We start from the raw sequence: 13,660 nt of genomic DNA on the forward strand, positions 1-13,660 counted from the left end.
CACGACAAGCAGATGAAAAAACACCAGGCCGGCCACGGTATTGCCCGGCACTGAGGCGCGGCATTATAACCAGCGATCCGTTCTTGGGGGGATTGCGCCAGGCGCCGGCGCACTGGTGGTTGGAGAAAAATCTGCTAACAATGCGTACCGTGCGTATAACGGCAGCTAAGCCATAATGCGCGCCAGATAAGAGGAGCATCCAATGAGCAGCACTGCACAAACTGCTGAAGGCGAAAAAATTCTCATCGTTGATGACGATCCGGGGCTGAGCAGCCTGCTGGAGCGGTTCTTCACCTCCAAGGGCTACCGTGCCCGCGCGGTGCCGAACACCGAGCAGATGGACCGCCTGCTCGGGCGCGAAGTCTTCAACCTGGTCGTGCTTGACCTGATGTTGCCCGGCGAAGACGGCCTGACCGCCTGCAAGCGCCTGCGCAGCACCAACAACCAGATCCCGATCATCATGCTGACCGCCAAGGGCGATGAGCTGAGCCGTATCAAGGGCCTGGAACTGGGCGCCGACGACTACCTGGCCAAGCCATTCAACCCCGACGAGCTGATGGCGCGGGTCAAGGCCGTATTGCGTCGCCAGGCGGCTCCCGTACCGGGCGCGCCAGGCAGCGAAGATGAAAGCGTGACTTTTGGTGACTACGAACTGTCGCTGGCTACCCGTGAGCTCAAGCGTGGCGAAGAAGTCCACATGCTCACCACGGGCGAATTCGCGGTGCTCAAGGCGCTGGTGATGAACGCTCGCCAACCGCTGACCCGTGACAAGCTGATGAACCTGGCCCGTGGTCGTGAATGGGACGCCCTGGAGCGCTCCATCGATGTGCAGATTTCCCGTCTGCGCCGGATGATCGAGCCGGATCCGTCCAAGCCGCGTTATATCCAGACAGTGTGGGGCGTGGGTTACGTGTTTGTGCCGGATGGCACGGCAACCAAGTAATCGATGATTTGCACATGCGGGTATTCCGGAGTTCGATCCCAAGGGGTCGGCCGGATGCCCGGCGTCTGCAATTCTGCGAGCGTGGCTCGCTCTTGCCAGGTGTCTAGCTGTCTTCTATGAAAACCCCGCTGTGGTTCCCCCAAAGTTTCTTCTCCCGCACCCTTTGGCTGGTGCTGATCGTCGTGCTGTTTTCCAAGGCGCTGACCCTCGTTTATCTATTGATGAACGAAGACGTGCTGGTGGACCGGCAGTACAGCCATGGTGTTGCGCTGACATTGCGTGGTTACTGGGCTGTGGATCCGGAGAACCGCGAAAAAGTCGCCAAGGCGTCGACGTTGACCCGCGTGGATGGGGCTGGCGTGCCGGAAGGCGAGCAGCATTGGCCTTACAGCGAGATCTACCAGCGCCAGATGCAGGCCGAACTGGGTGAAGACACCGAGGTGCGCTTGCGCATGCATGTATCACCCGCCCTCTGGGTGCGCGCGCCGAGCCTGGGCGATGCATGGATCAAGGTTCCGCTGTATCCGCACCCGCTGCGGGGGCAGAAGATCTGGAACGTACTTGGCTGGTTCCTGGCTATCGGCCTGCTTTCCACCGCGTCGGCCTGGATTTTCGTGCGCCAGCTCAACCAGCCGCTCAAGCGCCTGGTGTTCGCCGCCAGGCAACTGGGGCAGGGGCGCAGCGTGCGCCTGCCGATCAGCGATACGCCCAGCGAAATGACCGAGGTCTATAGCGCGTTCAACCAGATGGCCGAGGATGTCGAACAGGCCGGTCGCGAGCGTGAGCTGATGCTGGCCGGGGTGTCCCACGACCTGCGCACGCCGCTGACACGCTTGCGCCTGTCCCTGGAACTGATGGGTAACCACACCGACCTGACCGATGACATGGTCCGTGATATCGAAGACATGGACGCGATTCTCGACCAGTTCCTGGCGTTTATCCGCGATGGTCGCGATGAGGTGGTGGAAGAAGTGGACCTGACCGACCTGGTCCGCGAGGTCGTGGCGCCCTATAACCAGAATGGCGAGCAGGTACACATGCGCCTGGAGCCGATCCAGCCCTTTGCGTTGCGCCGGGTCTCGATGAAGCGCCTGTTGAACAACCTGATCGGCAACGCCTTGCATCATGCGGGCACCGAGGTGGAAGTCGCCGCCTATGTGTCTGGTGACACCAACGCGCCCTATGTGGTGCTGAGTGTCATGGACCGTGGCGCCGGGATTGATCCGGCGGAGCTGGAGGGCATTTTCAACCCCTTCACCCGTGGCGACCGTGCTCGTGGTGGCAAAGGCACCGGCCTGGGGCTGGCGATTGTGCGGCGGATTGCCTCGATGCATGGTGGCAATGTTGAGCTGCGCAACCGTGCCGATGGCGGGCTGGAAGCGCGGGTGCGCTTGCCGTTGGGGCTGATGTTGCCAAGGGATGCGGTCTAAGCCACGACTAAAATCAAATGTGGGAGCTGGTTTGCCTGCGAAAAAAACTAACAGTGATGTTGAATGTTAGTCAGTCATCGCAGGCAAGCCAGCTCCCACACTGGTTTGTGCTGCCCTAAAGGGCGTATTTCAGCCCTTGCCCTTGGTCCGGGTCAGATTCGGCCCGCTGTTCTTCTCCAGATGCTGAATGATGATCCCCGCCACATCCTTGTTGGTGGTGGTCTCAATTCCTTCCAGGCCTGGTGACGAGTTGACTTCCATCACCAGTGGCCCGTGGTTCGAGCGCAGGATATCCACGCCCGCCACACTCAAGCCCATGACCTTGGCTGCGCGCAGGGCGGTCATGCGTTCTTCCGGGGTGATCTTGATCAGGCTGGCGCTGCCACCCCGATGCAGGTTGGAGCGAAACTCCCCCGGCTTGGCCTGGCGCTTCATCGCGGCAATCACCTTGTCCCCCACCACGAAGCAACGGATATCGGCCCCGCCGGCTTCCTTGATGTATTCCTGGACCATGATGTTCTGCTTGAGGCCCATGAACGCTTCGATCACCGACTCTGCCGCCGTGGCGGTTTCACACAGCACCACACCAATGCCCTGGGTGCCTTCCAGCACCTTGATCACCAATGGCGCACCGTTGACCATCTCGATCAGGTCGGGAATGTCATCGGGGGAATGGGCAAAACCAGTCACGGGCAAGCCGATGCCCCGGCGCGACAGCAATTGCAGGGAGCGCAGCTTGTCCCGGGAGCGGGCAATGGCCACCGATTCGTTGAGCGGAAACACCCCCATCATTTCAAACTGGCGCAGGACCGCGCAGCCGTAGAACGTCACCGAGGCCCCGATACGCGGGATCACCGCGTCGAAGCCTTCCAGTGGTTTGCCCCGGTAGTGGATCTGCGGCTTATGACTGGCAATGTTCATATAGGCGCGCAACGTATCGATCACCACCATCTCATGGCCCCGTTCGGTGCCGGCCTCGACCAGACGGCGGGAGGAATACAGACGCGGGTTACGCGACAGCACAGCGATCTTCATGCAACACCTGTGGCAGCAATAGTGGAGACCGGGAACACCGGCTTGTCTTGAACATACTTGAGCCCCGGGTTGACCACTAACTGGCCGTCGATCAGGGCTTTGGAACCTAGCAACAGGCGGTAACGCATGGTTTTGCGGCAAGCCAGGGTGAACTCCACCCTCCATACCCGATCACCCAGGGCCAGGGTGGTGCTGATGACGTAGCGCACCTGCGCCTGGCCGTTGGAGCTTTTAATGGTTTTCATGGCCACCAGCGGTGCTTCGCAGCGCCGGTGACGCAGTTGCACCACGCTGCCCAGGTGCGCCGTAAAGCGCAGCCATTTTTCACCGTCACGCTCAAAAGGCTCGATCTCGGTGGCATGCAGGCTGGAGGTACTGGCGCCGGTGTCGATCTTTGCGCGCAGGCCCGCCACGCCCAAATCGGGAAGTGCCACCCATTCACGCAGACCGACAACGGTCAAATGGTCAAATGTCTTCAATATGAACAACCGGCAATCAGGGAAATTTCGACGTCATACGACACTAGCGTCCAATAGCTCACGGATTGTGACAACCCAGGACCGTTGACGAGCGCTTGGCGCCGAATTCGCGGTATTCACGCAGAATATTCACCAAATGGCGACAGATATCTTCACACCATAAAAAACGACGGCTGAAGGGAAACTGCCTGACACCTGGCGTATCTTAGGTGAGCCTTGGCGTTTGTGCGTCGAAGGGATTCGACTGTTAAGTTGCGACATTTTTCAGAGCGAGGAATTCAAGTGGCTCAAAAGCAGGAAGAGGACGAAAAAGTCCGTTTGGACAAGTGGCTGTGGGCCGCACGTTTCTACAAGACCCGGGCCTTGGCCAAGGCCGCCATCGAGAGCGGCAAGGTGCACTGCCGAGGCGAGCGCTGCAAGCCGGGCAAGGAACCGCGTGTTGGCAACGAGTTGCAGATTCGCATCGGCTTTGATGAGAAAACCGTGTTGGTGGAGGCGCTCTCCATCGTCCGCCGAGGCGCGCCTGAAGCCCAGGCGCTGTACACCGAGACCCCCGCCAGTATTGCCAAGCGCGAGAATGCGGCGGCCATGCGCAAGGCCGGAGCCTTGGGTATGAGCACCGACGGCAAGCCGAGCAAGAAACAGCGCCGCGACCTGTTCAAGTTTCGCGGCAGCGGCAATGATGATTGAGGGGTTACGTGCAGGAGCCGATCAGGCTCCTGCACCAGGGCTCAGGCGTTGCGGATCACGCTCAGGCGATTGATCGCGGGTACCCGTTGAAGCAGCCGGAATACCGGTTCGGTTATGCGTAGCAGCCAAGCCGAGACCTTCGCCGCAAACGGTGTGTAGTAACCCCAACCCAGCGCTAACAGCGCCAGCAGTACGCCACCGATGTAGTCGTCCTGCCCCCAGTGAGCACCTGCCACCAGGCGCGGCATCATAAACAGCAGTGCCAGGCCCCAGATCAGTACCACCTGGCCGATCCGCTTGGCAAACACGCTCATGAACATCCCCCAGATCAGCAACACTGAAGCATGATCACCGGGGAAACTCTGGCTGGAACGGTCTTTCAATTCCCAGGTTTTTTCCAGGTTCGGGAAATAGTCGCTCATATGGATCGCTCCACTGATCACCATCGACGGGCTATTGTGCTGCCAGCCCATCTGCGCCGCGAGCTTGGAAAACAGCATGCGGATAAACAGCAGTAACAGCAGAATCGCGAGGAAACCGAAAAACGCCTGGCGCACTTCAATCGCCTTGAACACCCATTCGCCGCGAATCAGCAGCATCAGCAGGATCACCCCGACCACCGCATCAAATGGCCGCAGGCTGGCGATCGCCCATACATGCAGCCAGGTCGGGTTGCTGGCCAGCGGGTCGTTGAGCAGATGAAACAGCCATTCGTCGAATATCACGCAAAGCATCTGGCCTGCGGGCCATAGCCAAAAACACAGCAGCCCCAGAGCGAGTAAATTGCACAGGGCCAATCGCCCGAGGTTCCACTTGGCTTGGAACAAACCCGGATTGTTCATAAACTGTTTCCTCTTCGCTCTAAACTCTCTTCACCTATCAGAAGAAAAGCGCACCAAATTGGTGCTAAAGCGCATAATTTTAGAAACATTGTCATCACTTTGTCATCAATTCAGATACCCAGACCTATGACTGATCTACCGGATACCGACTTCACCCAACGTTTCCTCTTTGACGACAACGACGCTCGTGGCGAGCTGGTTGCCCTGGAGCGCAGCTATGCCGAAGTCCTTGCCAAGCATCCCTATCCGGAGCCGGTCGCGCAGTTGCTTGGCGAACTGATGGCCGCCGCGTCGCTGCTGGTGGGCACCATGAAGTTCGATGGCTTGCTGATCCTCCAGGCGCGCTCCGAAGGCCCGGTGCCGATGCTGATGATCGAGTGCTCCAGTGAGCGGGAAATCCGTGGCCTGGCACGTTATGACGCAGACCAGATCCCGGCGGACGCGACCCTGGCCGACCTGATGCCCAACGGCGTGCTGGCGTTGACCATCGACCCGACCGTTGGCCAGCGTTACCAGGGCATTGTCGATCTGGACGGGGAAACCCTGTCCGACTGCTTCACCAACTATTTCGTCATGTCCCAGCAAGTGGGCACCCGCTTCTGGCTCAATGCGGACGGCAAGCGCGCCCGTGGCCTGCTGTTGCAACAGCTGCCGGCGGACCGTATCAAGGACGAGGATGAGCGCGAGGAAAGCTGGCGCGGCCTCACTGCCCTGGCCGGTACCCTGACCGCTGAAGAGCTGCTGGGCCTGGACAACGAAACCATCCTGCACCGCCTGTACCATGAAGAGGAAGTGCGCCTGTTCGATGCGCAATCGCTGCGTTTCCATTGCAGCTGCTCCCGCGAGCGCTCGGGCAATGCCCTGGTGAGCCTGGGCCTTGAGGATGCGCAGAATCTGGCGGTGGAGCACGGTGGCAGAATCGAGATCGACTGCCAGTTCTGCAACCAGCGCTACCTGTTCGACGCTGCCGATATCGCCCAATTGTTCGCTGGCGCTGGCGTTGACACCCCTTCTGGTACCCACCACTAAAACGTTTAAGCACAGGTAAATCACCTGACAAACGCCGGATTAGAGGTGTTCTGACGGGAGGGCCCTACTTTTTTTGGGCTTTTCTGGCATAATCCGGCCCACTTTTTTCGCGGTAGTAGTGCGCAACTTTCTACTACAAAACGTTTGGAGCACTCGGCCATAGGCCGACGGGGAACCTCATGACGCAAGCCAATAACGCCGTATACACCGATCTGAGTGTTGACGATCTGGTCAAAGAAGCCCTGCAGCGCGGTGAAGGCGTGCTTGCCGATACTGGCGCGCTGGTCGTAGAAACCGGTCACCGTACCGGTCGTTCGCCGGTCGACCGTTTCATCGTTGAAGAGCCATCCACCCAGGCCGCTATTGCCTGGGGCCCGATCAACCGCAAGTTCCCGGCCGACAAGTTCGATGCCCTGTGGGCTCGCGTCGAGGCTTTCAACAACGCGCAAGAGCATTTCGTTTCCCACGTGCATGTAGGTTCTGCCGAAGAACACTACCTGGCCGTGAAAATGACCACTCAGACTGCCTGGCAGAACCTGTTCGGTCGTTGCCTGTTCATCAACCCGGCCCAGTACAACCCGGCCGGGCGTGAAGAGTGGCAAGTGCTCAACGTTGCCAACTTTGAATGTGTGCCTGAGCGTGACGGCACCAATTCCGATGGTTGCGTGATCCTCAACTTCGCCCAGAAAAAAGTCCTGATTGCTGGCATGCGTTACGCCGGCGAGATGAAAAAAGCCATGTTCTCGGTGCAGAACTTCCTGCTGCCGGCCGCTGACGTGCTGCCAATGCACTGCGCTGCCAACATCGGTGAAGAAGGCGACGTGACCTTGTTCTTCGGCCTCTCCGGCACTGGCAAGACCACCCTGTCCGCCGACGAAAGCCGCTACCTGATCGGTGACGACGAACACGGTTGGGGCGAAGGCGTGGTGTTCAACATCGAAGGCGGTTGCTATGCCAAGTGCATCGACCTGTCGGAGAAGAACGAGCCGGTCATCTGGAAAGCCATCAAGCACGGCGCCGTCCTGGAAAACGTGGTGATCGACGATGCCAAGCACGCCGACTACACCAACGTCAGCCTGACCCAGAACAGCCGCGCGGCGTACCCGCTGGAGCACGTTGCCAAGCGTTCCGAGAAGAACCTGGGCGGCGAGCCAAACGCGGTGATCTTCCTGACCTGCGACCTGACTGGCGTACTGCCACCGGTGTCGATCCTCAATGAAGAACAAGCGGCCTACCACTTCCTGTCCGGCTACACCGCACTGGTGGGCTCGACTGAAATGGGTTCGGGCAGCGGCATCAAGTCGACCTTCTCCACCTGCTTCGGCGCACCGTTCTTCCCGCGCCCAGCTGGCGAATACGCAGAGCTGCTGATCAAGCGCATCCGTGGCTTCGGCTCCAAGGTCTACCTGGTCAACACCGGCTGGACCGGCGGTGGCTACGGCGTCGGCAAACGCTTCAACATCCCGACCACCCGTGCGGTGATCGCAGCGATCCAGAGCGGCGCGTTGATCGGTGCGCAAACCGAGCACCTGGACACCATCAACCTCGACGTGCCATTGGCCGTACCGGGCGTTGAGACCGGCCTGTTGAACCCACGCAACACCTGGGCTGACAAGGCTGCCTACGACGAAGCAGCGAAGGCCCTGGCCGGCCTGTTCGTCGAGAACTTCAAGAAATTTGAAGTGAGCGACGCGATCAAGGCAGCGGGTCCGAAGTTGTAAGATTCGCTAGCTGTTGAAAAGCCGCCCCTAGTGGGCGGCTTTTTTGTGCGCGTGGAAATCTCGATGAGCGTAGAGCAGGGCGGCAAAAAGGCCCACATTAACCACTCAGTGTTCTTCAGCTCAGATTTTCCAGCGTTTGCGTATCCCAGCTATGAGTCTTGATCGCCAGGTAGAGCATGCCGATGGTGAGCGGCATTTTCTCGCCCCGGCCCTTGGCGCGGTGTTTGAGGAATACATCGAAGACCGGCGGGTTGAAGTAACGATAAGCATCATAGTCACCCAGGTCGAGATCGAATGTCTGCTCCAGCGCCTCCATAAATTGCCTGGCTTCGGCGCCGTCGCAGCCGAGGTCGAAGTTAAGCGAGGTTTTAAGGCGGAGGGTCTTGTGCTTGGGCAGGCCGATTTCTTCATGCAGCAATTGCAGGAGCTGCTGCATGACAGGGTCTTCGGGGAAGTGGGGGGCCAGGTTCATGGTGGGAGCACGCAGGAGTGGGTGAGGGGGATGGTCGTGATGATGGCAGTATTTGTTGCGGGTCAGAAAGAGTGCCAAGCCTATCAAGAATAGAGCGAGGGGGAGGAGTTGAATGCTGAGAATGATGGCCACATAAGGTAGCCAGAATGTCAGGATCAAGCCGCTTACGATAAAAGTGGCAGCAAAACGCTTTCTGAGTGTGCCGTCGGTGATTTTGTAATGCAGCAATAGATAAAAGGCGAAGAAGATCGCCGTCTGTAGATACAGCATTTGACTATGGCTCATCTGAGTACACATGCATTGAGAGGCTTGAGCGCTGCGGGCCAATTCCCCCGCTGACCCGAGCCTCTAGGCCGATGATGATGTCTGCACGCTGGAAGTTGCGGAGCTGGCGGGATATCAAATCGCGGGTGAAGTTTTCGATCAGTGATTCTGCCTTGCTGGAAATGATCCCAATTGGGGCTGCAACCGCACCTGAAATAGCTTCTTTGACGACGTTATTTCGGTTGTTCAGGCTATCGGCCTGTTTTCTGGTCAATGGTTTTGAAATGGCCACTGTCATGAGGCACGGAAGATCCTGGGCGAGCATTCGCTCATACAGACTTTGTAGTCGCAGGCGAACCTCTGGCGCAGAGGCCTTTGCGTCTAGCAAGCAAAGGCTGGCAAGTGCTTGCTTGTTATCGGGCCGTACAGTGAAACGAATCACGCTGAACGTGACGCCGTAATGGCCGATGTACTGAGTCCTTTCAAGGTTCACGGATTTCTTGCCGAGAAGGTTGCGAGGGCGCTAGTTTCGGTCAGGCTTGGCCGATTCTGTAGAGGGTTGAGTGGGCACCTGAGGCAGTTTGGGAAGCGTATGGTGCCCGACCAAGCAATTTCCTACAGAGTCTTCTGATGTTGGCAATTTGGCTGTCGGGCATCCTGGCGCAGGCGTGATAAAAACCACGTCACATTTTGTATAAAATCCCGGCAAAACCCCTGAATTCAGCGTATGTTTCACCGCAAAATCTTGTAGGGCAATTCCGCCCACTACTTAAAGGGAGTTAAGCATGGGTTTGCTTCGTATCGCCTCGGCGATGTCATTGTGTGCGGTGGCGTTTTCTGTCCAGGCCGAGCAGTTGCCAATTGAAGTGCTCAGTGCGGTGGTCAAGGACCAGAAAATCGCCGACGCTGAAGTCTTGCTGCAACGCAACGGCGCACAGAACGTGGTGGGGCGCACCAACGCCCAGGGCCAGGTCACCCTCACCAGCGAAGTTGCCGATGGCGCCGACAATCTGCTGATCATCAAGAAGCCCGGCTACTCCAACCTGGTGGTGAAGTGCCCGTGCAAAGGCATGACATACGCCATCAGCCCGGTGATGGAAAACCTCGACGGCCTGCGTGTAGTGCTGACCTGGGGACAATCGCCTTCGGACCTCGACTCCCACATGATCTTCCCCGGCAACAACATCTACTTCAACAGCAAGACCGGCACCGATGCCGAGTTGGATGTGGATGACACCGACAGCTACGGCCCGGAAACCATCACCCTGCAGAAAAAACACTACGGCGAAAGCTACGTCTACGCCGTGCATGACTTCTCCAACCGCACCAATACAGGCTCCACTGCACTGTCCGAGAGCCAGGCCAAGGTGTTTGTGTACATGGGCCAGTCCCTGGTTCGCACCTACTACGTGCCGACCAACCGTACCGGTAACCTGTGGACCGTGTTCCGCATGACCGGCAGCGGCGACTTCCAGGACATCAATACCTTTACCGGCGTACTGGTCGAAGCCAAGGATGTGCTCAACGAAGTCAAACCCCTGCTCAACGACAGCGTTGCCGTGGATGCGGTGGTGGTCAGTTCTGCGGTACAGGGCGATGCGAAGAAGCTGAACCTCAAAGGCGAAGCGGCCTACCAGGCCGGTAACCTGGACCAGGCAATCGACTACTTCCGTCAGGCTATCGAACTGGACAATTCCTTCGGTAAAGCCTACGGCAACCTCGGCCTGGCCTATCAGAAAGCCGGTAACACCGCCGAGTCGATCTGGGCCAACCGCAAGGCAATCGCCCTGGCCAGTGGCCCGACAGCGGCCACCGTGCGCGCCGGTTCCTACTACAACATTGCGCGAATCTACGAAGCGGCCGGGCAGTTTGCCGATGCGCTGCGCCACTATCAGTTGGCCAAGGAACAGAAGGCCAACCCGGTGTATGACAAAGCCATTGAGCGTGTGCAAAACCGCTGATTGAGCTGTAGCAAAGATCTGAAAATGTGGGAGCGGGCTTGCCCGCGATAGCGGTGTAACAGTCAACAGCAGTATCGACTGGGGCACCACCATCGCGGGCAGGCCCGCTCCCACTTTTGTTTTGGGGTGTTTTATAGATTGCCGTTTGCTACCGGCTTCACCCTCGCCGCCTGTGTATCATCCTGTCTCTCTTTTCCACGCGACCTTTCTCGATTCGCTGAAAATCCCGGGCTATGTTTTAGGCCTGTTCAGCGGTCAATGGAGTGACAGCTTATGCACGACACCCTCCAGCAGGTCTTTGGTTATCCACAGTTTCGCCCAGGCCAGGAGGCGGCTGTCAGCGCCGTGCTGGCCGGCCGCTCGGCGGCGGCGATCTTTCCCACCGGCTCCGGCAAATCCCTCTGTTATCAGCTCTCAGCCGTGTTGCTGCCGCACCTGACACTGGTAGTGTCGCCGTTGTTGGCGTTGATGCAGGACCAACTGGACTTTTTGCAGCGCCATGGCATTTCGGCCGGCAGCATTGATTCGACACAAAGCCGTGAGCAGGCCAATGACGTAATGGCCCGCGCTCGCTCCGGCGAATTGAAGATCCTGATGATTTCCGTAGAGCGTCTGAAGAACGAGCGCTTTCGCAACTTTTTGCACAGCGTTTCGATTTCGCTACTGGTGGTGGACGAGGCGCACTGTATTTCCGAGTGGGGCCACAACTTCCGCCCGGACTACCTGAAACTCCCCGACTACCAACACCAGTTCAACATTCCCCAGGCGCTGCTGTTGACGGCCACCGCCACGCCCAAGGTCATTGCGGACATGCAGGCCAAGTTCGCCATCGCCCCCGCCGACGTGATCACCACGGGGTTCTACCGGTCCAACCTCAACCTGTGGGTGGAGCCGGTCAGCGGCGCCGACAAGCGCCGGCGCCTGGCGGAGTGGATGGGCGAGCGGGCCAACCAGCCGAGCATCGTCTATGTCACCTTGCAGAAGACTGCCGAGCAGATCGCCGAGCACCTGAATCGCCATGGCATCCAGGCCGAGGCTTATCACGCAGGTTTACCCCATGATAAGCGCGAAGGCATCCAGCGCCGGTTCATGGGCGGCCAGTCCAATTGCATCGTCGCTACCATTGCCTTCGGCATGGGCATCGACAAGAGCGACATCCGCAATGTGGTGCATTTCGATCTGCCCAAATCCATCGAGAACTACAGCCAGGAAATCGGGCGTGCCGGTCGCGATGGCCAGCCTTCCGAGTGCCTGGTGCTGGCCAACCGCGACAGCATCAATGTGTTGGAGAACTTTGTCTACGGCGATACGCCGGAGCAGGAAGGCATCCGCCTGGTGCTGGAGGAACTGCTGGCGGCCGGTGATGACGGGCAATGGGAGTTTCTGCTGCGCTCGTTAGCGGAACTGAGCAATATCCGCGAGCTACCGCTCAAGACTTTGCTGGTGCAGTTGGAGCTCAAGGGGGTGATTGCACCGCGCTATGCGTTTTATGCCGAGTATCGCTTCAAGTACCTGGTAGAACCGGAGGTATTGCTGGCGCGTTTTTCCGGTGAGCGACAGCAGTTTGTCGCCGCGATTATCCAAGCGTGCAAACGGGCCAGGAGCTGGGCCACCGTGGACTTTGATGCGCTTTATCAACAGCACCAGGCCGAACGCGGCCGGGTGGTCAAGGCGCTGGATTATTTCCAGGAGCAGGGCCTGATCGAGCTGGAGAGCAAGCAGATGACCGAGGTCTATAGCCTGCTCGATACCGGGTTTGATCCCCAGGCCTTGAGCGCCGAGTTATACACAGGCTTCAAGCAGCACGAAGCCACGGAAGTGGCGCGGATCCATGGGATGTTGGCGTTGTTCGCCAGTGAGCGTTGCCTGGGCTTTCGGTTGGCCGAGTATTTTGGCGACGCAGCCGCCCCCCGCCAGTGTGGGCATTGCTCGGTTTGTTCGGGACAGGTCGCCCATCTGCCGGCACCACCGGGCCTGGCACTGCTTGTGGATAAAAACTTCCAGGGGCTGTGCGGGGATTTTATCCACAGGCATCATCAACACACTGGCAGCTTGCCAGGGGCCGAGCGCTTGACGCGGTTTTTATGCGGGATCAGCGTGCCACTGTTTACCAAGCTCAAGGCCCGGGGGATTCCAGGGTTTGCGGTGCTGGAAGAGTATCCGTATGCCGAGGTGCGGGATTGGGCCGAGGCCCATCTGAACGACCTGTAAATTCACTTCAACGAGACTTGTCCATGCCTGACTCAATGCCGCAGCGTGCCGATTACCGTCACTTCCAGCCGATCATTACGCGCTGGCACGACAATGATGTGTACGGCCATGTGAATAACGTCACCTACTACAGCTTCTTCGACACAGCAGTGAACACGTACCTGATTGAACAGGGCGGGCTGGATATCCATGACGGCGAAGTGGTGGGGTTTGTGGTGAGTTCGGCGTGCGACTACTTCGCCTCGATTGCTTTCCCCGACCGTATCGAGATTGGCCTGCGGGTGGGCAAATTGGGCAACAGTTCAGTGCAGTACGAATTGGCGGTGTTCAAGGCCGGCGAAGATGAGGCCTGTGCGGCGGGGCGGTTTGTGCATGTGTTTGTGGATCGGGCGACTAACCAGCCGGTGACGATTCCACAGGTACTGCGCGAAGCACTGCAACACCTGGCGGTCTGACGGCGGCCTGCGAAACAATGAAGAGCTAATGTGGGAGCCGGGCTTGCCCGCGCTAGCGCAGTGTCAGGCCACCTATTGGTTGCTGGCATTGCGCTAGCGCAGGCAAGCCAGCTCCCACATTGAGTTTG

The 13,660-nt window shown here is 58.7% G+C and carries 13 protein-coding genes; 8 read left to right on the forward strand and 5 right to left on the reverse strand.

Features of this window, described 5'->3' with window-relative positions; translation table 11 throughout:
- Positions 1-202: 202 nt before the first annotated feature.
- Together ompR and HU773_RS02050 are read left to right on the forward strand one after the other, a co-directional pair.
- On the forward strand, positions 203-943 hold the full coding sequence (gene ompR / locus HU773_RS02045) for an osmolarity response regulator transcription factor OmpR (protein WP_032856582.1): 741 nt from the start codon (positions 203-205) through the stop codon (positions 941-943).
- A gap of 116 nt (positions 944-1,059) precedes the next feature.
- Positions 1,060-2,373, forward strand: coding sequence for an ATP-binding protein (locus HU773_RS02050; protein WP_057437058.1), 1,314 nt, complete (start codon positions 1,060-1,062; stop codon positions 2,371-2,373).
- 129 nt (positions 2,374-2,502) lie between these two features.
- On the opposite strand, the gene rimK is transcribed toward HU773_RS02050, so the two are convergent.
- Both rimK and rimB read right to left on the reverse strand, forming a co-directional pair.
- Complete coding sequence (rimK, locus tag HU773_RS02055; protein WP_186625088.1) at positions 2,503-3,408, reverse strand: 30S ribosomal protein S6--L-glutamate ligase; 906 nt, start codon at positions 3,406-3,408, stop codon at positions 2,503-2,505.
- Complete coding sequence (rimB, locus tag HU773_RS02060) at positions 3,405-3,887, reverse strand: retropepsin-like aspartic endopeptidase RimB (protein WP_057958014.1); 483 nt, start codon at positions 3,885-3,887, stop codon at positions 3,405-3,407. The genes rimK and rimB overlap by 4 nt, the downstream gene beginning before the upstream one ends.
- 282 nt (positions 3,888-4,169) lie before the next feature.
- On the opposite strand from rimB, the gene HU773_RS02065 reads away from it, so the two are divergent.
- Positions 4,170-4,577 (forward strand): RNA-binding S4 domain-containing protein, encoded by a 408-nt coding sequence (locus HU773_RS02065; RefSeq protein ID WP_186625089.1) that lies wholly within the window; start codon positions 4,170-4,172, stop codon positions 4,575-4,577.
- Between the two features lie 41 nt (positions 4,578-4,618).
- Here HU773_RS02065 and HU773_RS02070 read toward each other — a convergent pair whose 3' ends face one another.
- Positions 4,619-5,419: a phosphatase PAP2 family protein gene (locus tag HU773_RS02070; RefSeq protein ID WP_057957999.1), complete on the reverse strand. Its 801-nt coding sequence runs from the start codon at positions 5,417-5,419 to the stop codon at positions 4,619-4,621.
- Positions 5,420-5,545: 126 nt separating this feature from the next.
- Between HU773_RS02070 and hslO the strand changes: the two genes are divergently transcribed.
- Together hslO and HU773_RS02080 are read left to right on the forward strand one after the other, a co-directional pair.
- The gene (gene hslO, locus HU773_RS02075; RefSeq protein ID WP_057437064.1) at positions 5,546-6,448 is read left to right on the forward strand and encodes an Hsp33 family molecular chaperone HslO; all 903 of its coding nucleotides are present in this window, start codon (positions 5,546-5,548) and stop codon (positions 6,446-6,448) included.
- A 179-nt stretch (positions 6,449-6,627) separates the two neighbouring features.
- Positions 6,628-8,169 carry a phosphoenolpyruvate carboxykinase gene (locus tag HU773_RS02080; RefSeq protein WP_057437065.1) on the forward strand — a complete coding sequence of 514 codons (1,542 nt, stop codon included), beginning with the start codon at positions 6,628-6,630 and terminating at the stop codon, positions 8,167-8,169.
- A 115-nt stretch (positions 8,170-8,284) separates the two neighbouring features.
- Here the strand turns inward: HU773_RS02080 and HU773_RS27600 are convergent, their stop codons facing one another.
- Both HU773_RS27600 and HU773_RS02090 read right to left on the reverse strand, forming a co-directional pair.
- Positions 8,285-8,641, reverse strand: a complete 357-nt coding sequence (locus tag HU773_RS27600; protein ID WP_057437676.1) for a DUF1493 family protein — start codon at positions 8,639-8,641, stop codon at positions 8,285-8,287.
- 274 nt (positions 8,642-8,915) lie between these two features.
- Positions 8,916-9,398: a hypothetical protein gene (locus HU773_RS02090; RefSeq protein ID WP_120731243.1), complete on the reverse strand. Its 483-nt coding sequence runs from the start codon at positions 9,396-9,398 to the stop codon at positions 8,916-8,918.
- Positions 9,399-9,690: 292 nt separating this feature from the next.
- On the opposite strand from HU773_RS02090, the gene HU773_RS02095 reads away from it, so the two are divergent.
- The 3 genes from HU773_RS02095 (at position 9,691) to HU773_RS02105 (ending at position 13,532) form a co-directional block, all read left to right on the forward strand.
- The gene (locus HU773_RS02095; protein WP_057437068.1) at positions 9,691-10,866 is read left to right on the forward strand and encodes a tetratricopeptide repeat protein; all 1,176 of its coding nucleotides are present in this window, start codon (positions 9,691-9,693) and stop codon (positions 10,864-10,866) included.
- Between the two features lie 273 nt (positions 10,867-11,139).
- A complete protein-coding gene (locus tag HU773_RS02100; RefSeq protein WP_169989225.1) occupies positions 11,140-13,077 on the forward strand; it encodes a RecQ family ATP-dependent DNA helicase in 1,938 nt (645 codons plus the stop codon).
- 23 nt (positions 13,078-13,100) lie between these two features.
- Positions 13,101-13,532: an acyl-CoA thioesterase gene (locus HU773_RS02105; RefSeq protein WP_057437070.1), complete on the forward strand. Its 432-nt coding sequence runs from the start codon at positions 13,101-13,103 to the stop codon at positions 13,530-13,532.
- The last annotated feature ends 128 nt before the right edge of the window (positions 13,533-13,660 follow it).

This window comes from Pseudomonas shahriarae (assembly GCF_014268455.2).
Lineage (GTDB): Bacteria > Pseudomonadota > Gammaproteobacteria > Pseudomonadales > Pseudomonadaceae > Aquipseudomonas > Aquipseudomonas shahriarae.

Bases quoted from the DNA above. Each gene is read 5' to 3' on its own strand.
- ompR (WP_032856582.1), top strand. From the start codon at position 203: ATGAGCAGCACTGCACAAACTGCTGAAGGCGAAAAAATTCTCATCGTT.
- HU773_RS02050 (WP_057437058.1), top strand. From the start codon at position 1,060: ATGAAAACCCCGCTGTGGTTCCCCCAAAGTTTCTTCTCCCGCACCCTT.
- rimK (WP_186625088.1), bottom strand. From the start codon at position 3,408: ATGAAGATCGCTGTGCTGTCGCGTAACCCGCGTCTGTATTCCTCCCGC.
- HU773_RS02070 (WP_057957999.1), bottom strand. From the start codon at position 5,419: ATGAACAATCCGGGTTTGTTCCAAGCCAAGTGGAACCTCGGGCGATTG.
- hslO (WP_057437064.1), top strand. From the start codon at position 5,546: ATGACTGATCTACCGGATACCGACTTCACCCAACGTTTCCTCTTTGAC.
- HU773_RS02080 (WP_057437065.1), top strand. From the start codon at position 6,628: ATGACGCAAGCCAATAACGCCGTATACACCGATCTGAGTGTTGACGAT.
- HU773_RS27600 (WP_057437676.1), bottom strand. From the start codon at position 8,641: ATGAACCTGGCCCCCCACTTCCCCGAAGACCCTGTCATGCAGCAGCTC.
- HU773_RS02095 (WP_057437068.1), top strand. From the start codon at position 9,691: ATGGGTTTGCTTCGTATCGCCTCGGCGATGTCATTGTGTGCGGTGGCG.
- HU773_RS02100 (WP_169989225.1), top strand. From the start codon at position 11,140: ATGCACGACACCCTCCAGCAGGTCTTTGGTTATCCACAGTTTCGCCCA.
- HU773_RS02105 (WP_057437070.1), top strand. From the start codon at position 13,101: ATGCCTGACTCAATGCCGCAGCGTGCCGATTACCGTCACTTCCAGCCG.